This is a genomic window from Corynebacterium kalinowskii, from assembly GCF_009734385.1.
Taxonomy (GTDB): Bacteria; Actinomycetota; Actinomycetes; order Mycobacteriales; family Mycobacteriaceae; genus Corynebacterium; species Corynebacterium kalinowskii.
The window spans coordinates 1,070,427-1,094,309 of sequence record NZ_CP046452.1 but is presented as its reverse complement, the minus strand read 5'-3'; the positions used below and the strand labels follow the sequence as shown (position 1 = coordinate 1,094,309).

The following is a 23,883-nucleotide window of genomic DNA, read 5'->3' as shown; positions in this document are numbered from 1 at the left end:
GAAACAAATGTTCACAAACAGAGACACTTTCGGGTGAGTCGACAGGTTGGGGTTTAGGAAGCCCATTCCCTAAATTGCGCCGAGGCAGCAGCGACGCGCTCGCGTTGCTCCGCCACGCGCACGCCGGCGGTACCACCGCGGGTCGCACGGGAAGCGACCGCTCCTTCAACGGTGAGTACTGAGCGAACCTCAGGAGTCAGACGCGGATCCACCGAGGCTAGTTCGGCATCGGTCAGATCTACCAAGCCCACTCCCCTGGCCTCGGCCAGACGAACGCAGGCGCCGGAGGCCTCATGTGCTTCGCGGAATGGCACGCCCTGGCGCACCATCCACTCAGCAAGGTCGGTAGCAAGAGTAAAGCCAGCAGGTGCCAGCTCCAGCATGCGGTCCTCGTGGAAGGTAAGCGTGGAAACAAGCCCGGTCATTGCAGGCAACAGCAGGTTCAACTGAGCGAAGGAGTCAACGATTGGCTCCTTGTCTTCCTGCAGGTCGCGGTTGTACGCCAGTGGCTGCGCCTTCAGCGTAGCCATCAGACCAGCAAGGTTGCCGATCAAACGACCAGTTTTGCCACGGGTCAGCTCTGCCACGTCCGGGTTCTTCTTCTGTGGCATGATCGACGATCCCGTAGACCAGGCATCAGACAGGGTGACGTAGCCGTATTCCGGGGTGCACCAGTAGATGATTTCCTCGGCAAGGCGAGACATGTCCACAGCGATCTGGGCCAGCACGAAGGCAGTCTCGGAAGCGAAGTCGCGGGAGGACGTGCCATCGATGGAGTTGTCACTGGATGAGTCGAAGCCGAGCTCGGCAGCGATAGCTTCCGGATCCAAAGCCAGCGAAGAACCAGCCAAAGCACCCGAGCCGTACGGAGACACCGCAAGGCGCTTATCCAGGTCCTGGATGCGCTGCAAGTCGCGTAGCAGTGGCTGAGCGTGTGCCAGCAGCTGGTGCGCCAGCAAGACTGGCTGCGCGGCCTGGGAGTGCGTCTTGCCCGGCATGATGGCTGCCGGGTGGGCAGCGGCCTGGGCAACGAGGGCGTCGACAAGCTCGGTGACCTGGAAGGCAACGGAGCGGGCGGCGTCGCGCACCCACATGCGGAACAGCGTGGCTACCTGGTCATTGCGGGAGCGGCCTGCGCGCAGGCGACCGCCGACCTCAGGGCCGACGATGTCGATGAGGCCACGTTCCATGGCGCCGTGAACGTCTTCGTCGGTCGGCAGCGGCTTGAACTCGCCGGAAGCCACCGCAGCACCGAGCTGATCCAACCCGGCCAGCATCGTCTCAAGATCCTCGTCCGACAGCAGCCCAGCTTTATGCAATACGCGAGCGTGGGCCTTGGAAGCCAGCACGTCATAAGGTGCGAGCACCCAGTCGAAGTGGGTGGAGACGGACAGCGCGAACATCGCCTCCGCGGGGCCACCGGCGAAGCGGCCGCCCCAGAGTGCGCCTTCGTTAGTTCCCGACATTTAAGCCTCGCGGTCGCGCTTGTTGGCGATCTGCGTGGACAGGCCGTGGAGCTGGACGAAGCCCTTAGCTGCGGTCTGGTCGAAGGTGTCGCCGGTGTCGTAGGTAGCCAGGTTGAAGTCGTAGAGCGAGTGGCTGGAACGACGGCCGTTGACAGTGATCTTGCCGGCATGCAGCACGATGCGGATATCGCCGGTCACGTGCTCCTGGGTGGAGTCGATGAAGGCATCCAAGGAGCGCTTCAGCGGGCCGAACCAGAGGCCGTCGTAGACCTCTTCGGACCAGCGAGCGTCGACGAGACGCTTGTAACGGCCGAGCTCACGCTCAACAGTGACATCTTCCAGAGCCTGGTGTGCGGCGATCAAAACCATGGCACCTGGGGCTTCGTAGATCTCGCGAGACTTGATGCCCACGAGGCGGTCCTCGACCATGTCGAGGCGACCGACGCCCTGAGCGCCACCGCGGCGATTGAGCTCTTCGATGGCTTCGAGGACGGTTACTGGGCGGCCGTCGATGGCGACTGGCTTGCCGGACTCGAAGGAGATGATCAGTTCATCTGGTGCGTTGCCCAGAGCTGGATCCTCGGTGTAGGCGTAGAGGTCCTTGGTTGGTGGGTTCCACAGGTCCTCGAGGAAGCCGGTCTCGATGGCGCGGCCCCAGACGTTCTGGTCGATGGAGAACGGGGACTTGGTGGACTGCTCGATAGGAAGGTTGATTTCCTCGGCGAAAGCGATGGCCTTGTCGCGGGTCCAAGCGTAGTCACGAGCTGGTGCGATGATCTCCAGGGAAGGATCCAGGGCGCGGAAACCGACCTCGAAGCGGACCTGGTCATTGCCCTTACCGGTGCAACCGTGGGAGACGTGCGTGCCACCGTGCTCCTGAGCAGCCTCAATCAGGTGCTTGACGATCAGTGGGCGGGAAATAGCAGATACCAGTGGGTACTGCTTCATGTACATGCCGTTGGCCTTGATGGTTGGCAGGCAGTAGTCGTTGGCGAATTCGTCCTTGGCGTCGATCACGATGGATTCGACAGCGCCGCAGTCAAGGGCGCGCTGGCGGACGGACTCCATGTCCTCGCCGCCCTGGCCGAGGTCAAGAGACACTGCCACAACTTCGCCGCCGGTCATCTTGGCAAGGTATGGGATGGCGACAGAGGTGTCGAGGCCGCCAGAGTACGCGAGAACTACGCGATTAGACATGGTATTGAAAACTCCTTGTTAAATGGTTTTTTAGTTATGAGCGGCGGCTGAACAATTCGCCAAGTTCTTTGCCCGACATGGGTTCGCGGGCGAGAACGAATACCGTATCGTCGCCTGCAATCGTACCGACGACCTCATTCATTCCTACACGGTCAATGAAGCTCGCCAGGTATTGGGCTGCCCCTGGCGGCGTACGCAGCACCGCGATGTTGCCGGTGTGATCGACGGAGACCAAAAGATCGTCCAGCATGCGGCGCAACTTCTCTTGCGGGCCACGGGGTTGTTCGATCCGTTGGCCGTCGACAAGCCCAACGGCGTAGAACGCGCGACCGCCGTCGGGACGTACCTTCTTGGCGCCGAGTTCGTCCAGGTCGCGAGACAGGGTCGCCTGGGTGATGTCGATGCCTTCGTCGAGCAAGAGCTCGGAAAGCTGCACCTGACTGGAGACGCGGTAGCGTTCCAGGATCTCGAGGATGCGGGCTTGGCGAGCAGTGCGCGTAACCGGGTTTGTCATGTACTTATCCTTGGTGTTCCATCAGCCAAACAAGCAGGGCCTTCTGCGCATGGAGGCGGTTTTCGGCTTCGTCGAAAACACGGGACTGTGGACCATCAATGACCTCGGCGGTCACCTCATTGCCACGATAAGCAGGCAGGCAGTGCAAGAATACCGCAGACTCCTTCGCACGCTGCATCACGTCGGCGTTTACCTGGTACGGCAAGAACGGCGTCCGGCGATCAAGGCCATCGTTTTCCATGCCCATGGAAACCCAAGTATCGGTGATGACCACGTCTGCGCCGTCGACCGCGTCCAACGACGAAGTCACGGTGACAGTTGCCCCGGTCTCCGCTGCGCGCTTTTCAGCACGCTCGACGAACTCCTGCTGAGGCTGAAAATCCTGTGGCGCGCAAATGGCAATGTCCATACCCGCGGTCGCGAAACCAAGCAGGTAGGAATTAGCCATATTGTTGTCGCCATCGCCCAGATAGACTGCCTTCTTGCCCTTCAGACCGGCAGGACCCTGCTCCGGGCAGAGATTCTCAACGCAGGTCTGCAGGTCCGCCAGGATCTGGCAGGGGTGCAGGTCATCGGAGAGCGCGTTGACGATCGGCACCGTAGCAGTTTCGGCCATCTGGGTCAGGTTCGTGTGCGCGTACGTGCGCCACACGATGGCAGAGACAAACCTAGATAACACTGCGCCGGTGTCCTGGAAAGACTCGCCCTTGCCCATTTGGGAGCTGCCGGAATCGACGACGATGGCGTGCCCACCCAACTGTGCGATGCCCGCATCGAAGGAAAATCGGGTGCGCGTGGAGGTCTTGTCAAAGAGCACTGCTACCGACTGCGGACCTGCGAAGGTATCGCGAGAGTAGGGTGCCTTCTTCAGCTCCGCAGCCAAGGCCAGGACTTCTGCCTGCTCTGCAGGGGTGAGATCGTCGTCGGCGAGGAAGTGACGGACCATTTAGGCCTCCTTGGAGATGTCGGCGAGCAGCCGCGAAAGGCGCTCGGTTGCTTCGGTGAGTTCGGCGTCAGTGATGATCAGCGGCGGGGTCAAGCGCAGCACGCTTGCCGACGGCGCATTCAAGATCAACCCATAGTCGGGCCCCTTCGCCACTGCCTGCTTCGCCCAGTCACCCTTGAGCACGATGCCCAACATGAGGCCGCGGCCACGCACGCTGTCAACCTGAGCAATCTGAGCAATCTGAGCTGCAATTTCGCTACCCTTGCGGGCGACGTCAGCGCAGAACGCGTCGTCGATAATGCTCAGCACGGCGTTACCTGCAGCGCAGGACACTGGGTTGCCACCGAAGGTGGTGCCGTGGGAGCCAGGCGTGAACAGCTGCGCTGCCCTGCCGTGCGCCAGACAGGCACCGATCGGCAGTCCACCGCCCAGCCCCTTGGCCATGGTGACCACGTCGGGAATGACGCCGTCGTGCTGGTGCGCGAAGAAGTCGCCGGTACGGCCGACGCCCGTCTGCACCTCATCGACGATGAACAGAATCTCGTTGTCATCGCAGAGTTCGCGCACGTCCTTGAGGAATCCCGCTGGCGCCGGAACCACACCGGTCTCGCCTTGGATTGGCTCGAGGATGATAGCGGCCACGTCAGTTGGGTTGATGGCGACCAGCTTGCGCAGGTAGTCGATGTCGCCGTACGGGTAGAACTCAACGCCAGATGGCATGGGTTCGAATGCCTTACGCTTGTCCGGCTGGCCGGTCATTGCCAGCGAGCCCATCGTGCGACCGTGGAAACCGTGCTCGGCAGCCAGGATGCGACGCTTGCCGGTCAGGCGTGCCAACTTGAAGGCTGCCTCGTTGGCTTCCGCTCCAGAATTGCAGAAGAAGACACGAGTCTCGGCGGCAAGCTCTGAATTACCAGCGGCAAAACGCTGAATCAGAGCAGCGCCCAAATCCATCGCTGGATCCGTCTGAAACAGGTTAGAGGTGTGCGCGAAGTTGGCCACCTGCTCGGAAACGGCGGCGACCAGCGCTGGGTGGCCATAGCCGAGCGCGTTCACCGCAATTCCGGCCAGCAGGTCGATATGCTCGCGCCCCGCCGAGTCCGTGAGCGTCGCACCCGACCCGCTGACTATCTTGAGCGCCGGCGTGCCGTAATTGTCCATCAAAGTGTCAGACCATTGCGCCATTTACTTGTCCTTCCTGAAAACGGTGCCGTCCGGGTAATTGTCGCGGTCGTAGCCGTCGGGTAGCACCATGGTGCCGATGCCACCCATGGTGAGCAGCTCGAGCAGCACGGAGTGTGCGATGCGACCGTCGATGACGTGCGCTGCAGCAACGCCATTATCGACGGCTTCGAGACATGACTCCATCTTAGGGATCATGCCGGAATCAAGCTTTGGCAGGATGTCCCGCAGCTTGGAGGACTTAATGGCGCTGACCAGCGAGTCCTTGTTCGGCCAATCCGTGTAGAGCCCCTCGACGTTGGTAAGGATCACTAGTCGCTCCGCACCGAGTGCACCGGCGAGTGCGCCAGCAGCGGTGTCAGCGTTGATGTTGTACACCTCGCCGTCATCACCAGGAGCGACGGTCGATACCACAGGGATTCGACCAGCATCAATGATGTCCATGATCGTGTTGGCGTTAACCTCAGTGATGTTGCCGACGAGTCCGATGTCGGTGAGGACGCCGTCGACGTCGACAAGCCGCTTTTCGGCGCGGAACAGCCCACCATCCTCGCCGGAGGTGCCCACGGCATAAGGCCCGTGCGAGTTGATCAGGTTGACCAAGTCACGTCCGACTTGGCCAAACAGCACCATGCGGACCACTTCCATAACCTCGGGAGTGGTAACGCGGAAACCGCCCTTGAACTCGCCGTCAAGGTCGAGTCGTTTGAGCATGGCGGAAATCTGCGGTCCGCCGCCGTGGACAACCACCGGCTTCACGCCTACGGTGCGCAGGAATACCATGTCAGCGGCGAAAGCTGCCTTGAGTTCCTCGTCCACCATGGCGTTTCCGCCGTACTTCACGACGACGATCTTGTCGCGATAGTGCTGCAGCCAGGGCAATGCCTCAGCTAGGACATGCGCCCTCTCAGCAGGATTGAGATCGGTAGTCATGATAAGCTCCTAGCTGGAATATGCCGAGTTGATTTCCACGTATTCGTGGGAAAGATCCGTCGTGCGCACCATGGCAGTACCAGGGCCGCCGGTTCCCAGGTCTACGAGGACATCAATGTCCGCGCCGGACAGATCCACATTGCGGGCATTCGGGGTACCCGTCGTCTGCTCGCAGACAGCCTCGCCGTTGAAGTAAACGGAAATGTTCTCTGGGTCCATGTCGGCGTCAGCCATGCCAACTGCGGCGAGGACGCGGCCCCAGTTCGGGTCTGAGCCAAACATGGCGCACTTGAACAGGTTGTCCCGGCCCAAGGTGCGAGCGGCATTGAGCGCCTGCTCATTCGTGGTGGTGCCCTGCACGGTGATCTTGACGCGCTTGGTTACGCCCTCAGCATCGCCTTGGAGCTGATCAGCTAGATCAGCGCAGGCCTGCAGCACAGCAGCTTCGAACTCTTCCACACTTGGCGTGATTTCCGAAGCGCCATTGGCCATCAAGATAACGGTGTCATTGGTGGATGTCGAGCCGTCGATGTCCAAGGTGTTGAATGTGAGGTCGCAGGCCTTCTTCAGTGCAGCCTGCGCAACATCCTGAGCCAATGAGGCATCAGTAGTTAGGCAAACCAGCATCGTGGCCAGGGACGGGGCCATCATGCCCACTCCCTTGCCCATGCCCGCCAGTTGCCAGCCGTTGCCGGCAACGAGGACTTCTTTCTTCACGGTGTCAGTAGTCATGATAGCTTCCGCTGCAGCAGAGCCATTGTCGCCGAGGCTACCGGTCAGTTCGCCTACGCCGGCAAGGACCTTATCCATCGGCATTGGCTCGCCAATAAGCCCGGTGGAGCATGCGGCGACGTCTTCGGACGCGAAGCCCAATTGCTCAGCGACGGCTTCCACAGAGGCGACGGCATCCTGGTAACCACGTTCGCCGTTGCAGGCGTTAGCGTTACCGGAGTTGTACAAGATTGCTTTGAGCTGGCCGTCGGCAAGCGCTTGCTTGGACAGCTTTACTGGGGCGGCAAACACGCGGTTACGGGTGAACACGCCGGCTGCGGTGAACTCAGGACCTTCGTTGACGACGAGCGCCATGTCCGGATTGCCTGATGGTTTGATTCCGGCAGTCGTTGCTGCGGCCAGGAACCCCTTAGGGGTGGTGATAGACATTGGATCTCCTTTAAGGGGCCAGGCCGGTCAGTGGCAGGCCAGCGGTTTCGTGGTATCCGACAGTCAGGTTCATGCACTGCACGGCGGCACCGGCGGTGCCCTTGGTCAGGTTGTCGATCGCGCTGGTCACCAGGAGCACGCCTGCATCCGGGTTGGCTTCGACCTGAATGTGGACGGAGTTGGAACCAACCACGTTCTTGGTTTGCGGCTGCTCGCCTACTGGGAGCACGTGAACAAACGGCTCATCCTTGTAGAACTCCGCGTAGATCGCATGTGGATCTTCATCGCTGATCAGCGGCGCGGTGATGGTGGTGAGAATGCCGCGTGGCATCGGCGCGAGCACCGGCGTGAAGCTCACGCTCACCTGCTTGTCCGTCACCTCGGCCAGGTTCTGCGTGATCTCCGGGGTGTGCCGGTGCTTGCCAGCGGTGTTGTAGGCCTTGGCATTGCCCATGGTTTCGGCACCGAGCATCGCAACGCTGGCCTTCTTCCCCGCCCCGGACACGCCGGTGATGGACACCACGTTCAAGGTCGGCTCTACCAGCTGCTTTGCGACGGCCGGGAGTGCCGCCAGCGTTGCGCCCGTTGGGAAACACCCAGGTACGGCTACCCGATTCGTGTTCTTGATCTGCTCACGATGCCCTGGCATTTCCGGGATGCCGTATGCCCAGGTGCCCGCATGTTCAGAGCCGTAAAACTTCTCCCAGTCCGCCTTATTCTTGAGCCGGAAGTCGGCGGCGCAGTCGATGACGATGGTGTCCGGACCGAGCTGCTGGGCGATCTCGGCTGAGAAGCCGTGCGGCAATCCGAGGAACACTACGTCGTGGCCCGCGAGAGTATCCTTATTGGTGTCAACCAGACGTCGGTCACGTAGCTGTGGCAGGTGCGGCATGAGGTCCCCCAAGGACTGGCCCGCATTGGAACCGCCCGTCAGAGCACCGATGGTCAGGTCACCGGAAATATACGCCGGGTGATTCAGCAGCAGGCGGAGGATTTCCCCACCTGCATAGCCGGAAGCCCCAGCGATCGCTACGTTCAAAGTCATGCCGACCAGGATAGCATACTATGCATGTTTTTGGAAAGTATGCATTAGCTAGTTTGCAGCCATGATCCAAAAGTAGCCCGGACTGTTTCCTCGCAAAACCCGATTCCTAAAACACGATAGCGCGAGTAGCGCTCTTGATACTTCTTTCTTTTCAGGGAAAAAGAAGAAGCCCTACTCGCACTATCGTGTTCCACACATCGAGGATCAGAGAATAGAAAACCCGCCCACCCTCTACCATTCGGCAAGGGCAAGCGGGCACAAACTAACAAGAGCTTAAGCGTTGACAGTTTCCTTCAGAGAAGCGCGGTTGCGGTGCCAGTAGGCCATGCCCAGCGCCACGATGGAGCCACCGATGATGTTGCCGATGGTCACAGGGATGAGGTTGTCCACGAAGTACGAGCTCAGGGTCAGGCCGGACAAGTCCTTGCCTGCCATTGCTTCCATCACTACCGGGTCTGCCTGGGCCTTGAGCAGCAGACCTAGTGGGAGCATGAACATATTCGCTACAGAGTGCTCGAAGCCGGATGCCACGAACAGGCCAATTGGGAAAGCTACTGCCATGATCTTGTCCGTCACGGTCTTGCCAGCGAAAGCGAGCCACACAGCAAGACACACCATGACGTTACACAGAATGCCCAGGAAAATGGCCTCCACGAAGGAGTGGCTGACCTTACTCAGAGAGGAGTTCAGCACCACTGCTCCCCATGCACCCTTGTTAGAGGCTGGGGTGCCGGCAAAGAAGATGAACAGCGCCGTAATGAAAGCGCCAGCCATATTGGAGAAGTAGACGATGGCCCAGTGCTTGAGCATCTCGCCTACGTTGAGAACCTTTTCCTTCACCAGGAATGTGGTCATGGTCGTAGAAGTAAAGAGGTCTGCGCCAGTGACGATGACCAGACCAAGGCCGGTGGAGAATACGACGCCACCGACAAACTTTGCCCAGCCAAGTGGCATGTCTGCCGAACCCATTTGGGTGGTGATGAAAAAGATGAAGCCGATGGCGATCATCGAACCGGCGAACATCGAGGACACGATCATGGTGCCGAGAGGAGCTTTGGCTTTCGCCAGGAGGCCGCCCTTGGCGGTGTCAATGATCTCGACAGGAGTCGAGATCAAGGTGGATGCAGACATGGATCACCAATCTGTTAAGAGGTGCGAGGATTTACATCAGTATCTTAACGTCAAAGTGATCCATACCTGCAAGTGAAATTCACTATCCGCGCATTTCAGCACCAAAAGCCTGAGCGGCAGCTTCGGCAGCAGCCAGGCGGGCGGTGTTGCACTCCTCATCGGTCAGGGTCCGATCAGATGCGCGGAACACCAGTGAGAACGCGAGAGATTTCTTGTCGGCGCCCAGTTGTTCGGAGCGGTAGACGTCGAAAAGCTCTGCCTTCTCCAGCAGCTGGCCAGCACCCGCCTCGACCACCTTGCGCACGGACTCCACTGGCGTATCTTCCGCCACGACCAGCGCCAGGTCCTGCAACAACGCCGGGAACGCTGACAAAACTGGTGCAGGCAGGCTCGGCTCGAACGGCAGCGCCGTGATGTCCATTTCCATCGCGCAAGTGCGGGCAGGCAATCCAGCGCGCTCGAGAACCTGTGGGTGCAGCTCGCCGGCGTAGCCCACAATCTGTCCATCTACCTTCAGCGCAGCGCAGCGACCTGGGTGCCACGGCAGCATGTCGGCGTTTTCCAGCTCCAGCGTCACGTCTGCAGCGCGCGCGACAACCTGGGCTGCCTCGATCGCATCAGCGTAGGTGTACGCGCGACCTTCGCCCCACGGGCCTTCCGGCTCGAGGTCTCCGGAGCCCACCACAGCAACATGCAATGGCTGGTGTGGGAGGGACTCGATCAGTTCCGCGATCTCTGCCTCGGTTGGGCGCTGGCTTACCGACGGCATCGGCGAAACTCCCGTGCCCCGAGCGAAGGAAACCTGCTCCACGCCATAGAGAGAAACATCGACCTGGCCGCGGGCCACGTTGCGCTTCACGGCGTCCAACATGGACGGCAGCAAGGTGGTGCCGAGGATCGCGTGGTCAGATTCCAGCGGGTTCTGCACGGTCACTACGCTGCGACGCGGGTCGTCCTGGTCCAAGCCCCATACGTCAAAAGTGTCGTTGGCAATGAACGGCGTCGGCAGGATCTCGAGGTAGCCATTGTAGGCCAGCGCGTGGGTTACTGCGCGGCGACGCTTCTGTGCAGGAGTCAGACCTTGGCCTGCGGGCGCGGTCGGCACGATGGATGGAATTGCCTCCAGGCCTTCCAGACGCAGCACCTCTTCAACGAGTGATTCCTTGTAGGTCAGGTCAGAGCGCCACGCAGGAGCGGTGACGGCGAGCTTGCCGCCACATTCAGAAACCTCGACTGCGCAGCCGACTTCTTCCAGGCGCTTGATGACGGTGTCGCGGTCGTAGTCGACTCCCGCAATCACGCTCGGGAAGTTCACTGGCATTTCTACCGTGGCTGGTGCTGGCAAGGAGCCGACCATGGTGCGGCCAGCATCAACGGTGCCGCCACCGTACTGAGCCAGCAAGGATGCTGCGATATCCAGGGCGATTTCTGGCAGCGTTGGGTCGACGCCACGCTCGAATCGTCGGGAAGCCTCGGAAGAGAGCTTGTGGCGACGGCAAGTGCGGGCCACGGTGATGGGATCCCAGATTGCCGCTTCGAAGTAGACGTCAGTCGTATCGTCGGCGATCTCCGAGGTGGAACCGCCCATCACGCCTGCCAGGGACTGGATGTTCTCGGAGTCGCAGATGACGACGTCTTCCGGATCCAGCTTGCGCTCAGCGTGGTCCAAAGTGGTGAGCTTCTCCCCTGCCTTAGCGTTGCGTACCGTGAGTGCGCCGTTAATACGTGCAGCGTCGAAGGCGTGCATTGGCTGGCCGAGCAGGATCATCACGAAGTTGGTGATGTCGGTCGGCAAGTTGACCAGGCGCTGGCCCGAAAGCAGCAATTCGCGTTCCATCCAGAACGGGGTCTTTGCCTTCGGATCAATGCCAGTGACTTTACGCAGGCCGAAGCGGACCGCCTTGGTCTCTGGGGAAAGAGTTACCGGCAGCGCCTCGCCGGCTACAGCAGGAACGTCCACCGTGATGCCCGCGATGGAAGGGTCCAACGCGACATCACCATAAGAAAGGTCGAACGCGGACGCGATTTCGCGGGTCAGGCCACGGGCCGACAGCGCGTAGCCACGATCTGGCGTGACGTTGACGTCAAAGACGGTGTCGTCCAAACCGAGGACGGCGCGAGCGTCGTCGCCAGGTTGCCCTGCAGTGGTCGGCAACGTGATGATGCCCTTGGTCTGCTTGTCGGCCATGCCGAGCTCGGCGGCGGAGCAGATCATGCCTTCGGAGACGTGATCGTAGGTTTCACGGGCAGCGATCTTGAAGCCGCCTGGCAGTTCAGCGCCTGGCAGGGACACGACAACCATGTCTCCCTCGGCAAAGTTGCGGGCGCCACAAACAATGCCCTGGAGCTCGCCAGTACCGTTTGCGGAACCCACGTTGACCTTGCAGTAGCGGATCGGCTTCTTAAATCCGGTGAGCTCTTCGATGGTTTCAACGATGCCCAGCACCAGCGGACCGGTGGTCTCTTCGATCGGCGCGTAGCCTTCGGTTTCGAAGCCGACGCGGACGTAGCCGGCATCCATCTCTTCAGCGGTAACGGACCAGCCCGAGTTCTTAGCGTTCAGCAGCGAGGTGACCCAGTTTTGGGAAAGCAGCATGGTTTCAATTTCTCCTTAAGCCTGGATGCCGAACGGCAGGGTGAATCGGACGTCGCCTTCGACCATGTCACGCATGTCCGATAGGCCGTTGCGGAACTGCAGGGTGCGCTCAAGGCCCATACCGAAAGCGAAACCGGTGTAGACCTCCGGGTCAATGCCAGCAGCAATGAGCACGTTCGGGTTGACCATGCCACAGCCGCCCCACTCAATCCAACCTGCGCCGCCCTTCTTGTTAGGGAACCACACGTCTACCTCAGCAGACGGCTCGGTGAATGGGAAGTAGTTGGTGCGCATGCGGGTGCGGGTCTCTGGGCCGAACAGGGTCTTTGCCAAGTGGTCCAGCGTGCCGCGCAAATGCGCCATGGTCAGGCCCTTATCGACGGCCAATCCCTCCACCTGGTGGAAGACCGGCGTATGCGTCGCGTCGAGTTCATCCGTGCGGAACACGCGGCCCGGGCAAGCGATGTACACGGGGACATCCCGGGAAAGCATGGTTCGGACCTGCACTGGTGAGGTGTGGGTTCGCAATACCTGTCGCGAGCCTTCTCGCGACACGTGGAAGGTGTCCTGCAGGGTGCGAGCTGGGTGGTCCGGCAGGAAGTTCAGCGCGTCGAAGTTGAAGTACTCAGCCTCGATCTCAGGGCCGTCGGCGATCTCCCAGCCCATGCCGATGAAGATATCGGCGATGTTTTCAGACAGCTGGGTGATGGGGTGCATCGCGCCGCGGCGACGGGTGGTTGGGACAGTGACGTCGACACGCTCTGCCACGAGGACCTCGGCATTGCGCTTCTCCTCGAGAACGACCTTGGCCTCAGCAAACGCCTTCTCCGCGCGGCCACGAGCCATGTTCACAAAGCGACCAGCATCCTTGCGCTGGTCCTTCGGGATCGAGCCCAGCGCCCGACGAGCCATAGAAATCGGGGCATCGTCAGCTAGGTGAGCCTTACGCGCCTCCGCCAGCTCATCGAGGTTCTGCGCCTGACTAAATGCGGAAACTGCTGCATCCGCTAAGTCATTGAGGTTAGCTTCGGTCAACTCGATGTCGCTCACCAGTAAAGTCCCCTTGAATCGAAGTGAAAGTTCTAACCCAAGTACTATACCGCGCTGTCCAGACGCGCAGGCGTAGCACCTACACACCCATTACCCCGCAGCCAAAAGTCAGTCGAGATGATTAGGTCGAGTGAATCGGCGAAACACAAAAAGTTCCACGCTAGCAATAAGAGCTGCAGGGACGATGGCAAATATCAAAAGGAAGAACGGGGGCATCGGTGTCGGAGCGGTAGCTACGATGTACGCCAAGATCGAAAGAACCGCGCACATGCCGAGGATATAACCATAAAATGTCCCTGGATGATTCATCCGCCCTCGTACCGAGACAGCCAAATTAACCGGAATCATCAGCGTTCCAACAAGTAGAAGCACCAAATAAATGACTGACCAGTAGCCGGTGACGTGAAATCCCACCAAGACCAGCGCCAGCACGAGGTGAATTCCAACGCCGATGCGCAACATTCTTGAACCTCCCACCTAGAATATCAATTCCAAGCCTTGCACATGGCTTAATGAAAAAGACGTTTGTTATCGTACTGATACTTATTTTTCCGATTGTTAACGATTTCAAATGAGCATGTGAATCATGAAACATTTTCGAACTCTCACACTCATTGCCCTCCTGCAGTCAGCGCTCAACCAGGCGCTTCCGCGACACCGATAACCGAAACAGAAGTTGTGCCGGAACCGTATACAACGCACGATTTCGTCACGCCTATGAGACTTGGACCCACTTACGGAAATCACTGCGGGTATGACAACTCCAGTGATGCTATTCCAAAGGACAGCCTTGACGCAGCATGTCAACGTCACGACCTATGTTTGAAAAACGCCGCTGGCAATCGGGACTTTATGATCAGCTGCGACAATTCTTTTCTCGCTGAACTTCGATCGATGCAGGGATGGATGACTGGTGGCGCCTTGAACTATATTCGAATCGCCATTCCGGTGATTGAAGGTGCGAAAGTCTGTCGTCCCTGGTGCCGCTAGTCCCCAACTAACCGCCTGTTTGCTTCCTCCAGAACCTCATCCTTCTTGCAGAACGCGAACCGTACCTTGGTTCGCCACTGCTCGGGATGGTCGGTGAACACCTCGAGTGGGATCGCAGCCACGCCCACCTGCTGTGGCAGGTTCATACAAAACTCAAGGCCAGGCTGCCCAACGTCCGCGACGATGTAATAGGTACCCGCGGTGTCGTAGACGTGATAGCCGCGGGCGCGAAGGCCGTCGGCAAGCAATTTCCGCTTGTTATCCAGCTCGGCAACCATACCCTGCACCCAGCCCTTTTCCTCACGCAGCGCGTATGCAACCGCGGGCTGGAAAGGGGTGGCACCCACGTAAGTCATGAATTGCTTGGCCTTCACGACGCCGTCCAGCAGGTCGCGCGAGGCCACCGCCCAACCGGTCTTCCAGCCAGTGCAATTAAAGGTCTTCGCCGCCGAGGAGACCGAGATGGTGCGCAGCCACATGCCGGGCAGCTCCGCTAAACGAATGTGCTGTGAACCCGGGAAGACCAGGTGTTCGTAGACCTCGTCGGACAGGACGATCAGGTCGTGGCGAACACACAGCTTCGCCAACTCTTCGAGCGCCCCGCGGGAAAACACCGCACCGGTGGGGTTGTGCGGCGAATTCACGATGATCATCGCGGTTTTGTGAGTCACTGCAGCCTCAACCGCATCGACATCCACATCCCACGTGTTGCCGACTGCTTTCAACGGTACCGCCACGCGCTTGGCCCCTGCCAGCGCAATCGCCGCAGCATAGGCGTCGTAATACGGCTCCAGGACAATCACTTCCTGGCCGGGCTCCACGTGACCGAGCACGGCGGCCGTCAACGCTTCCGTGGCACCAACCGTGATGAGGACATTGTCGGGTGCCACGACCCGATCGTAGGCCACAGCTTCACGCAGCTTCGCGACGCCCATCCCCGGCGCATACTGGTTGTTGCCACCGGCAATTTCCTGTTGGGCTATCTCCAGCATCCGCGCTGGGCCATCCGTATCTGGGAATCCCTGCCCCAGGTTGATGGCGTCGTGCTCGACCGCCAAAGCGCTCATGCGCGCAAAGATGGTTTCACCGAATTCTTGCAGACGGGATACTGTCATCGATTCTGAGCCTTCGACGATTCATACATGCAGATCGAGGCTGCCGTCGCCAGATTCAGTGACTCAGCGCGACCACGGATAGGGATCCGCATAGTGATGTCGGCCTTGTCCAGCAGTTCTTTTGGCAGTCCGTGTGCCTCGTTGCCGAAAAGCCAGGCAGTTGGCTTTGCAAGAAGTTCATCGGCGTCATCCAGGCTTGCTTCCCCATCTGGAGACGTCGCGATGATCTGCAAGTCACGTGCCTTGAGTGAATCAACGATGGTTTGGAAGTTAGTCTCGCGGATCACTGGAATGTGGAACAGCGAACCTGCTGACGCGCGAAGCGCCTTCGGGCCCTGTGGATCCACTGTTTCACCGGCGAACAGCACCGCGTCAGCTCCCACAGCATCCGCTACACGGATGAGCGTGCCTGCGTTTCCGGGTTCGCTGGTTTCCACAGCCACCATCACCAGGCGTGGCTTGCTGCGCATGACGTCGCGAAGCGGCCACAGCACTGGCTTGCACACCGCAAAAATGCCCGTGGTGGTGACGGTGTCGGACAGAGTTTTTGCGGCCTTGTCCGAGATCGGGTGGACGTAGACGTTCATGTGTCCTGCGGCTTTGAGCAACTCCGTGAAACGCTCGGCTGCTCTCTCGGTAACAAAGACGTCCTGCGCAGCGCCGGTGGCGATCGCTGCTTCCACGGAGTTCTCCCCTTCTGCAAGGAAGAGCTCTGCCTTTTTTCGACCAGCGGTCTTTAGTAGCTTTGCCGCGTTCACCACCCGTGGCGTGCGCTCCGTGAATGCCTGCGAAAAGTCTAAGTTCATGGGCCTTAGGTTACCTTCCCTCCCCATCGAGGTACTGCTGGGCTGCCCGATTGCCCACGAGGATCACCGGAACGAACATCAGCAACCCCACCATGAGGATGGCGAAAAATGTCCGCCCTGTTATCTGAAAGGAAGCGAGCCACAATGCACCCAGAGCCCCAAAGAAGTAGATGGCGATGAACACGTTGATCGTAGACACCGTGCGGTGAGCCGCCTGCCACGCGCCTTTCGACGCCGTGGTGGTCGGCGTATTAATTCCAGGGAACTTTCGGTAGTCCCCTCGCGGCGCTACCAAGCCCATGAAGAGGAAAAGTAGACCGAAAAGAGTCAGTGTCACCGTCATGAAGATCATTGCCACAGCTTAACCCCAAAGGAACGCCCCCATCCGGGCGATCCTTGCATCACACCCCCATGACCTGGCTTTTTTTAATCATTTAGGTGACGTATCTATTATTGCTTAGTCATATGCTTGGTTCTACCGTAAAGCTATCCAACAAGAACCAGAAAGGTCGCAACAGAAATGGACAAGTAAATCTACGGTGCCATGTCCCGCGTCTTTGGAGTCGTCCTCACCATCGTCGGCGCAATCCTCCTGTAAACAGGCATGTTCGCCCACGGCTTCGCCACCGACCGACTCAACCAGGAAAAGACCACCATGCCTTCCGGCCAAGCGATCACGTCCCTGAAGAGCCAAGAATCCCAAGATGCCCTCAAACCATTCGAAGGCCAGCCAATGACCACCGGCCCACAGGCCAAGGTCTACTCGGACCACTTCATCTGGGATCACATGATGGCGTCCTCCGATGGCAAGACGTACCAAGAAATGGGCGATGTCATCAAGAAGGCCAAGGCGGACGGCAAGTCGGAAGACGAAATCAAGAAAATGAACGAGACCCGCGACTCCCTATTCAAGGGCGACGCACTTCGAGGCATCCTGCTTAACGCCTACGGCTGGTGGCTCGTCGGTACCATCGCTATCTGGGCAGGAGCTGCACTGCTAGCTCTCGCTGCCATCCTTCTCGCGCTAGGGTTCACGGTCCTGCGCACTAAGAAGTAGCCTAAAACAGAATTTGCCCCTGGCCAGGATTTCTACAATCCTGTTCAGGGGCCTTTTCATGTGTGCTATTTGGTCAGTGGAACGCCGTTGGCGTCACGATCGTATGGCGAAGATCCCGCGAGAATCATGACGAACTCGACTAGCACCCAGATGCCGATAGCCATCAAGATGAAGAATCCGATGATGAGCCACGCCGTAAAAAGTCCAAGGATCGTACCGATGAGCTGCATGACTGCGCGGTTCGTATTGCCCAGATAGAAGTTGTGCGCACCCCAGCCACCGAGGAAGAACGCGAGCAACGCTGCAACGATCATCTGTTTAGGCTGCTGCTGCACCATCGGCACCGCATACTGCGGCTGACCGTAAGCAGGGGGCACCGGCTGAGCCGGGAACTGCTGCGCAAACTGTTGCTGCTGAGCATAAGGGCTTTGCGGTGCCGGCTGGCCGAACGGGTTTTGCGGAGCCGGAGGTGGAACGGGCAGCCCGTCCTTGTCAAATGCCTGATACGGATTCTCTGGATACGTCATTCCTATTGCCACCTTAAAATTTGAGGGTCCATTGTGATTGAAGCCCAAACCACAACTAAGTGCAAATGCGAAAAGCACCCCATCTTTCGATGAGGTGCTTCCAGATCAAACCTAAGCTGCAGGAGCGTTAACGTCCTCAGGCAGAGCTGCCTTGGCAGCCTCGCAGATCGCAGAGAATGCAGCGAAGTCGTTGACTGCAAGCTCAGCGAGCATCTTGCGGTCGACCTCGATCTCAGCAAGGCGCAGGCCCTGGATGAGACGGTTGTAGGTGATGTCGTTCATGCGAGCAGCCGCGTTGATACGGGTGATCCACAGGCGACGGAACTCAGACTTGCGCTTACGGCGATCGCGGTAAGCGTAGGTCATGGAGTGGAGCCACTGCTCCTTGGCCTTACGGTAGAGGCGGGAGCGCTGACCACGGTAGCCCTTGGCGGACTTCAGGATCTCGCGGCGCTTCTTCTTGGCGTTCATTGACCGCTTGACACGTGCCATTGAAATACTTCCTTAACTGTCTAAAAAGTGAATGGGGTGAAAAGTGGTCGAAATTAAGCCAGGCCGAGCAGGCGCTTCATGCGCTTCTCGTCAGACTTGGCAACGTCGGTGGTGCCCTTCAGACGACGGGTGCGGGTAGAAGGCTTGCCTTCGAGCAGGTGGCGACGGTTAGCCTTCTCACGACGCAGCTTGCCGGAGCCGGAGATCTTCACGCGCTTAGCAGTGCCCTTGTGGGTCTTGTTCTTCATTTAAGTTGTCCTTATTAGAAAGAGTCGGTTACTTCTTGCCCTTGCGGACTGGGCCGAGGACCATGGTCATGTTTCGGCCGTCCTGCTTTGGCCTCGACTCGACGATGCCAAATTCGGCAACATCTTCGGCGAGACGTTCCAGGAGTCGGTAGCCAAGCTCAGGTCGGGACTGTTCGCGACCGCGGAACATGATGGTGACCTTGACCTTGGATCCCTTTTCCAGGAATCGGATCACGTTACTCTTCTTCGTCTCATAGTCGTGATCGTCGATCTTTGGACGAAGCTTCTGCTCCTTGACCACAGTCTGCTGCTGGTTCTTACGAGCTTCGCGGGCCTTCTGGTCCTGCTCGTACTTGAACTTGCCGAAGTCCATGATCTTGACTACGGGTGGCTTCGCGTTAGGTGCGACCTCGACCAGGTCGAGATCAGCATCGTAGGCAAGCTTGCGTGCGTCCTCAATACGGACGACGCCGACCTGCTCACCATTTGGACCTACAAGACGTACCTCGGGAACCCGGATACGTTCGTTGATGCGAACTTCAGCGCTGATGTGTACTCCTCAATTTGCAGTAAAATAACGTGGTACCGCTTGGCTTGAAGTGTCGATTCCCCCGAGCACTCACGACAAAAACCCGCAAGACCATAATCGGTCGTGCGGGAGATCCGTAAGCAATAAAGCTCTTCTTTGACCATTATCCAACCCGATGGGCGGCTTCTGGTGGGAGGGACCTCCACTTGCGGCCTGCACACGAAGAAGTTTTCGCGCACGAGGCGGTAGCCCCATAAAGTTAGCATGCGGGCATAACAATTCCAAATCCCGCCAGCACAGCGATTCATAACTCCATACAATGCCGGTATGAAGCTGAATCCAAACGAAGACGCACAGCTGAGGCAAGTGGCGAAAAAGCTCCAGGAAGCCGAAGCTCTTCTCGGCGACGTGCGCGAACTCCTTTTCACACTCTACGAGTCACAGGACCAGGCGGTCCAACCCGCCCCGGCTCCGAAGCCAGTGCCGGTGGCACCGCCGCTGCTGCGACCTGCGGCCGTCGAGAAGCCTGCAAAGCCTGTCAGCGCCGAGAAGGTCGTGATTCGGCTCGTCGCCGCCGCTGGCGTATTTGTCACATTGCTCGGCGTCGCCTTCCTGTTGTGGCTGGTGTGGAACCTTGTAGGCCCGCTCGGCAGAGTAGTTGCCGCCTGGCTGATCTCTGTTCTGCTGTTCGTTGGTGCGGTCCTCGTTCGTCATTTCAAGCTCGCCAACGAGGGCAGAATCGCCTTCGCTACCGCGTCGCAACTGACCAGCTCGCTGACGGTCATGGCAACGGTGTCGCTGCTGCATTGGTGGACCCCGCTCACCGGCGCCATCGTGTTGCTCCTGCTCCTTGCCTTCTTTGCCGGAGTGGCAAGACTGTGGAACTCCGAGCTCATGCTAATCATTACGAACCTCGCAGGCTTTGCGCTGTTTATCGGCTACGTCTTCTTCGGGGACTTCTTCTCTTTCCCCGTCATCGCGCCCGTCCTGTTTCTCGCCGTGGCTTCCATGCAGCGTCAGTGGTTTACCGCGAGGACCCTCGCAGCGGCCTGTGGCCCGATCGCAGTTCTCGTCGCTGCCACCGATGAAGCCAATGTCAACCACGCCTTCCCTATCAGCCTGACGGTCCTGCTCGGCGTGGCGGTGTTCGTCGCCGTCCCGCTTATCGACGACTGGCGCTCCCGATCCGATATTTATCTGGGCTGCTACTCGCCGGTCGCAATGCTACTGATCGGTGGTGTCTTCGCCGACACCTTCTTGGAATTGACGATCATGATCTTCCTCTTCGTGGCATTCGCACTGCTCTCGGTCATGTTCCACGGCGCGCATGCCGTCGCACCGCTGACCGCCCTGCCGATCGTCTACCTGTTCTGGTGGGCGAAGGCGCCAGAGCTCGGGTCCGGTAGCTTGATTGCGCAGCCGTGGTTGGTCGCACTGTACTTCCTCGTCGCCAGCGGATTCGCCTGGTGGCTGGGCAGGAACAATCGCTATAGCTGGTACCCGTGGGCGTCGATGTTCGTGGTGTCGCTGATCATCTCCGGAGAGCTAGCCATGGCTGTGTTTACCAGGAAACCGCTGTGGCTGACGGATCACGTGGCCCTCGTCCAGGTGCTTACGATCAGCGTGTTCATTGGAGTCGTCTTGTTGGTCCGCCGCGCGCTCCAGGGATTCTCGCCAGTTGCACTGGTGATCATTGGGCTCGGTGGCCTGCATTTGAGCACCCTCGTGGTGGTCGGCCTGTCCACCTATGTGTTTGGCCTGCTGGGCGACGACGGCATGCGCCTTGGTTACCTCTTGGGGCACGCGGCCGTTTCCTTGCTGTGGCTGCTGCTCGGCGCCTACATCTTGATCATCACGCGGAAGCTGTCCGAACGCACTTCCCTCATGGTCGGACTCGTGCTGACGTTGGCGTCGCTGTTCAAGCTGCTCTTCTTCGACATGAGCACGCTTGACTCCTTCATTCGCTTCATCACCTTCCTTTTCGAAGGTGTCCTGCTGCTCGTGATCGCTTCCCTGCGCGCTCGGCGCACGAAAACGCTACAGCAGGTCCCGCAGGAAAGTGCCGGTATGGGACCCCACTACTGATGCAACGTGCTCCGGAGTGCCAACGGCAACGACCCTGCCGCCACCGGAGCCTCCCTCCGGGCCCATGTCGATGACCCAGTCAGCGGCCTTGATCACGTCGAGGTTGTGCTCAATGACGACCACTGAGTTGCCCTTGTCCACGAGCCCCTGGATAACCAGCATGAGCTTGCGGATGTCCTCGAAGTGCAGGCCAGTGGTGGGTTCATCCAGGATGTAGATGGTGCGCCCCTTGGAACGCTTCTGCAGCTCGGAGGCCAACTTCACACGCTGCGCCTCACCACCGGAGAGCGTGGTCGCGGACTGCCCCAGGCGCACGTATCCCAAACCCACCTCAACCAGCGTGTTGAGGTAGCGGTGAATTGAGGTAATCGGCTCGAAGAACTCAGCTGCCTCAGAAATCGGCATGTCCAGCACCTCGGCGATGTTCTTGCCCTTGTAGTGCACCTCGAGCGTTTCGCGGTTGTATCGCGCCCCATTACACACCTCACACGGCACATACACGTCTGGCAAGAAGTTCATTTCGATCTTCAGGGTGCCGTCGCCGTGGCAAGCCTCGCAGCGTCCGCCCTTGGTGTTGAAAGAGAACCGGCCAGGCTTGTAACCACGCACCTTCGCCTCAGTGGTTTCGGCGAAGAGATTACGGATCTTGTCAAAGACACCCGTATACGTGGCCGGGTTCGAGCGCGGGGTACGACCGATCGGGCTCTGATCAACCTGGACCAGCTTGTCCAGGTGCTCCAGCCCCTCAACTCGCTTGGCTCGGCCCGGCACCTGGCGCGCACCATTGAGCTCGTTAGCCAAGGTCGTAGCCAAAATCCGGTTAATCAGGGTGGACTTACCAGAGCCGGACACACCCGTAACGCAGGTGAGGATGCCGAGTGGAATCTCCACGTCGATATCATCCAAGTTGTTTTCGCGGGCGCCAACTACTTTCAGCATGCGCTCCGGATCCAGCGCTCGTCGCTCGTCCGGAACGCCCAACACTCGCCGACCCGACAAGTAGGCGCCAGTGAGCGATTCATCGCATTCCAGGATTCCTGCGGGCTCGCCCTGGTACACCACCTCGCCACCGTATTCGCCGGCCTTCGGGCCAATATCAACCAGCCAGTCCGCGGCCTTGATGGTGTCCTCGTCGTGTTCCACCACGATCAGCGTGTTGCCGATTTCCTTCAGCCGCTGCAGTGTTTTGATGAGGCGCTGGTTATCACGCTGGTGCAGACCGATGGACGGTTCATCCAGGACGTAGAGGACGCCCGCGAGACCGGAGCCGATTTGCGTCGCCAAGCGGATGCGCTGAGCCTCGCCACCGGACAGCGTCCCCGCCGAGCGCGACAGGGTGAGGTATTCGAGGCCGACGTCGAGGAGGAACTTCAGACGCGCATTGATCTCCTTGAGCACCGCGCCGGCGATGATTTGCTCACGGGCATTGAGCTGCAGCGTGGTCAGGAACTGGGCAGCATCCTTGATTGAGAGGTCGGTCAGCCCCGCGATGGACTTCTCCCCTTCCGAAGACGCCAGTCGGACCGACAGAATTTCCGGCTTCAGGCGCGCGCCGCCACAGGAATCACACGGCACCTCGCGCATGTAGCTTTGGTAGCGCTCCTTGGACCATGCACTTTCGGTCTCGTCCGACTTGCGATGGAGAAACGGAATCACGCCTTCGAACGGCGCCGACCAATTTCGCACTCGCCCATAACGATTCTTGTATCGGACGGACACGACTTCCTTGGAGCCGTACAACACCTTCTTCTTATTCGCCGCGCTCAGCGACGAGTACGGCGCCTTCGGATCCACGCCAATGCTCTCGGCGAAACCTTCAATCAGCTTGTCAAAATACTTACTGTTCGGCGAGGACGTCCACGGCTGGATCGCAGCATTCAGCGCCGCGTCCGGGTCCGGAATAATGAGGTCAACGTCCACCTCCTGCTTGGTGCCCAGGCCGTCACAGGTCGGGCACGCACCGTATGGAGAGTTGAAGGAGAACGCACGGGGCTCCAGCTCTTCGACGGACAGGGTGTGGCCGTTCGGGCAGGCCATCTTCTCAGAGAAGCGTCGGATATCGCCGGTGTCGACGAATTCGAGCGCGACAACACCGTCGGCAAGCTTCAGCGCGGTTTCGATGGAATCTGTCAGGCGTTGCTTCTGCGAAGCTTTGACCTGCAGACGGTCGACCACGACCTCGATGTCATGCTTGATCTGCTTTTCCAGCTTCGGCGGATTGGTCAGCTGGTGGACTTCCCCGTCAACACGCACGCGCGAATAACCCTGGGCTGCCAGATCCGCGAAGAGGTCCACGAACTCGCCTTTTCGGGTACGCACCACGGGAGCTAGGACCTGGAATTTCAGCCCTTCCTCCATGTCAAGCACCTGATCCACGATTTGCTGTGGCGTCTGGCGCTCAATCTTCGCGTCGCATTCCGGGCAGTGCGCTGTGCCCGCGCGAGCGAACAGCAGACGCAGGTAGTCGTAGACTTCCGTGATCGTGCCGACGGTGGAACGCGGGTTGCGGTTCGTCGACTTCTGATCGATCGACACTGCCGGCGAAAGACCATCGATGAAGTCCACATCCGGCTTATCCATCTGCCCCAGGAACATGCGGGCGTAGGAGGACAGGGACTCCACGTATCGTCGCTGGCCTTCCGCAAAGATCGTGTCGAAAGCCAGCGAGGACTTGCCCGAGCCCGATAGGCCGGTAAACACGATCATTTTTTCGCGTGGAAGGTCGATGTCGACGCCTTTGAGGTTGTGCTCCCGTGCGCCACGTACGATCAGCCGATCAGCCACTGCGTACACCCTTCGTCCGTTGTTTTGTA

22 protein-coding genes are annotated in these 23,883 nt (G+C 59.3%); 2 read left to right on the top strand and 20 right to left on the bottom strand.

The features are described 5' to 3' along the window. Positions 1-53 precede the first annotated feature (53 nt). From argH to CKALI_RS05050, 15 genes are all read right to left on the bottom strand, one after another. Positions 54-1,466, bottom strand: a complete 1,413-nt coding sequence (argH, locus tag CKALI_RS05120) for an argininosuccinate lyase (RefSeq protein WP_156192285.1) — start codon at positions 1,464-1,466, stop codon at positions 54-56. Next, complete coding sequence (locus CKALI_RS05115) at positions 1,467-2,663, bottom strand: argininosuccinate synthase (RefSeq protein ID WP_156192284.1); 1,197 nt, start codon at positions 2,661-2,663, stop codon at positions 1,467-1,469. A 34-nt stretch (positions 2,664-2,697) separates the two neighbouring features. Further along, positions 2,698-3,177, bottom strand: coding sequence for an arginine repressor (locus tag CKALI_RS05110; RefSeq protein WP_156192283.1), 480 nt, complete (start codon positions 3,175-3,177; stop codon positions 2,698-2,700). Between the two features lie 4 nt (positions 3,178-3,181). Beyond that, positions 3,182-4,123, bottom strand: a complete 942-nt coding sequence (gene argF / locus CKALI_RS05105; protein ID WP_156192282.1) for an ornithine carbamoyltransferase — start codon at positions 4,121-4,123, stop codon at positions 3,182-3,184. Beyond that, positions 4,124-5,308: an acetylornithine transaminase gene (locus CKALI_RS05100; RefSeq protein ID WP_156192281.1), complete on the bottom strand. Its 1,185-nt coding sequence runs from the start codon at positions 5,306-5,308 to the stop codon at positions 4,124-4,126. Further along, positions 5,309-6,238, bottom strand: a complete 930-nt coding sequence (gene argB / locus CKALI_RS05095) for an acetylglutamate kinase (protein WP_156192280.1) — start codon at positions 6,236-6,238, stop codon at positions 5,309-5,311. 9 nt (positions 6,239-6,247) lie between these two features. After that, positions 6,248-7,399: a bifunctional glutamate N-acetyltransferase/amino-acid acetyltransferase ArgJ gene (gene argJ, locus CKALI_RS05090; RefSeq protein WP_156192279.1), complete on the bottom strand. Its 1,152-nt coding sequence runs from the start codon at positions 7,397-7,399 to the stop codon at positions 6,248-6,250. Positions 7,400-7,409: 10 nt separating this feature from the next. Then, on the bottom strand, positions 7,410-8,444 hold the full coding sequence (gene argC / locus CKALI_RS05085) for an N-acetyl-gamma-glutamyl-phosphate reductase (protein ID WP_156192278.1): 1,035 nt from the start codon (positions 8,442-8,444) through the stop codon (positions 7,410-7,412). A 273-nt stretch (positions 8,445-8,717) separates the two neighbouring features. Further along, on the bottom strand, positions 8,718-9,575 hold the full coding sequence (locus CKALI_RS05080; protein ID WP_156192277.1) for a formate/nitrite transporter family protein: 858 nt from the start codon (positions 9,573-9,575) through the stop codon (positions 8,718-8,720). An 82-nt stretch (positions 9,576-9,657) separates the two neighbouring features. Continuing rightward, entirely contained in the window at positions 9,658-12,171 is a 2,514-nt protein-coding gene (pheT, locus tag CKALI_RS05075) for a phenylalanine--tRNA ligase subunit beta (protein WP_156192276.1), read from the bottom strand. A gap of 15 nt (positions 12,172-12,186) precedes the next feature. Further along, positions 12,187-13,221 carry a phenylalanine--tRNA ligase subunit alpha gene (gene pheS, locus CKALI_RS05070; protein ID WP_156192275.1) on the bottom strand — a complete coding sequence of 345 codons (1,035 nt, stop codon included), beginning with the start codon at positions 13,219-13,221 and terminating at the stop codon, positions 12,187-12,189. Between the two features lie 108 nt (positions 13,222-13,329). Beyond that, a complete protein-coding gene (locus CKALI_RS05065; protein ID WP_156192274.1) occupies positions 13,330-13,683 on the bottom strand; it encodes a hypothetical protein in 354 nt (117 codons plus the stop codon). A 524-nt stretch (positions 13,684-14,207) separates the two neighbouring features. After that, on the bottom strand, positions 14,208-15,326 hold the full coding sequence (locus CKALI_RS05060) for a pyridoxal phosphate-dependent aminotransferase (protein WP_156192273.1): 1,119 nt from the start codon (positions 15,324-15,326) through the stop codon (positions 14,208-14,210). After that, positions 15,323-16,132: a TrmH family RNA methyltransferase gene (locus CKALI_RS05055; protein ID WP_156192272.1), complete on the bottom strand. Its 810-nt coding sequence runs from the start codon at positions 16,130-16,132 to the stop codon at positions 15,323-15,325. The genes CKALI_RS05060 and CKALI_RS05055 overlap by 4 nt, the downstream gene beginning before the upstream one ends. 10 nt (positions 16,133-16,142) lie before the next feature. Continuing rightward, complete coding sequence (locus tag CKALI_RS05050) at positions 16,143-16,484, bottom strand: SdpI family protein (protein WP_156192271.1); 342 nt, start codon at positions 16,482-16,484, stop codon at positions 16,143-16,145. A gap of 252 nt (positions 16,485-16,736) precedes the next feature. Between CKALI_RS05050 and CKALI_RS05045 the strand changes: the two genes are divergently transcribed. Beyond that, positions 16,737-17,189, top strand: coding sequence for a hypothetical protein (locus CKALI_RS05045; RefSeq protein WP_231580536.1), 453 nt, complete (start codon positions 16,737-16,739; stop codon positions 17,187-17,189). Between the two features lie 65 nt (positions 17,190-17,254). On the opposite strand, the gene CKALI_RS05040 is transcribed toward CKALI_RS05045, so the two are convergent. From CKALI_RS05040 to infC, 4 genes are all read right to left on the bottom strand, one after another. Continuing rightward, positions 17,255-17,716: a TM2 domain-containing protein gene (locus tag CKALI_RS05040; RefSeq protein WP_156192270.1), complete on the bottom strand. Its 462-nt coding sequence runs from the start codon at positions 17,714-17,716 to the stop codon at positions 17,255-17,257. Positions 17,717-17,827: 111 nt separating this feature from the next. After that, positions 17,828-18,208: a 50S ribosomal protein L20 gene (gene rplT, locus CKALI_RS05035; RefSeq protein WP_156192269.1), complete on the bottom strand. Its 381-nt coding sequence runs from the start codon at positions 18,206-18,208 to the stop codon at positions 17,828-17,830. A 53-nt stretch (positions 18,209-18,261) separates the two neighbouring features. Next, positions 18,262-18,456 (bottom strand): 50S ribosomal protein L35, encoded by a 195-nt coding sequence (gene rpmI / locus CKALI_RS05030; protein ID WP_156192268.1) that lies wholly within the window; start codon positions 18,454-18,456, stop codon positions 18,262-18,264. A 28-nt stretch (positions 18,457-18,484) separates the two neighbouring features. After that, positions 18,485-19,006 carry a translation initiation factor IF-3 gene (gene infC, locus CKALI_RS05025; RefSeq protein WP_156192267.1) on the bottom strand — a complete coding sequence of 174 codons (522 nt, stop codon included), beginning with the start codon at positions 19,004-19,006 and terminating at the stop codon, positions 18,485-18,487. 306 nt (positions 19,007-19,312) lie between these two features. On the opposite strand from infC, the gene CKALI_RS05020 reads away from it, so the two are divergent. Beyond that, complete coding sequence (locus tag CKALI_RS05020; RefSeq protein ID WP_156192266.1) at positions 19,313-21,070, top strand: DUF2339 domain-containing protein; 1,758 nt, start codon at positions 19,313-19,315, stop codon at positions 21,068-21,070. Here CKALI_RS05020 and uvrA read toward each other — a convergent pair. Further along, a complete protein-coding gene (gene uvrA / locus CKALI_RS05015; protein WP_156192265.1) occupies positions 21,023-23,854 on the bottom strand; it encodes an excinuclease ABC subunit UvrA in 2,832 nt (943 codons plus the stop codon). The two genes, CKALI_RS05020 and uvrA, sit on opposite strands and share 48 nt — an antisense overlap. Positions 23,855-23,883: the final 29 nt, after the last annotated feature.